Raw genomic sequence first — 304 nt, 5'->3', positions numbered from 1 at the left:
CCGGTGCCTGCTACGTCCCCATCGACCCGGCCTATCCCGCCTCCCGCGTCCAGTACCTGCTCAACGATGCCGACATGCACATCGTCATCACCACCACAGAACTGCGCGAACGACTCGGTATCGACCCTGGTAAATGCCTGTGCACAGACCAAGATGTAGATGTCGATAAGCACACAGATCAAGTTCTCAGCACAAACCTGCCCCCGGTCAACCCCGGCCAGCTCGCCTACATCATCTACACCTCAGGCAGCACCGGTCGCCCCAAAGGCGTTGCCATCAACCACCAGAGCGGCGTCTCCCTCCT

At 60.2% G+C, this 304-nt stretch carries 1 protein-coding gene; it reads left to right on the top strand.

Annotated elements, in window-relative coordinates:
- The coding region (locus ACO0LH_RS28605) for an AMP-binding protein (protein WP_422944543.1) at positions 1–304 on the top strand (304 nt) is incomplete at both ends.

The organism is Undibacterium sp. TJN19, from assembly GCF_049339485.1.
Lineage (GTDB): Bacteria > Pseudomonadota > Gammaproteobacteria > Burkholderiales > Burkholderiaceae_D > Undibacterium.
The sequence above is the reverse complement of the archived record's forward strand: the minus strand, read 5'-3'. Positions and strand labels throughout refer to the sequence as shown.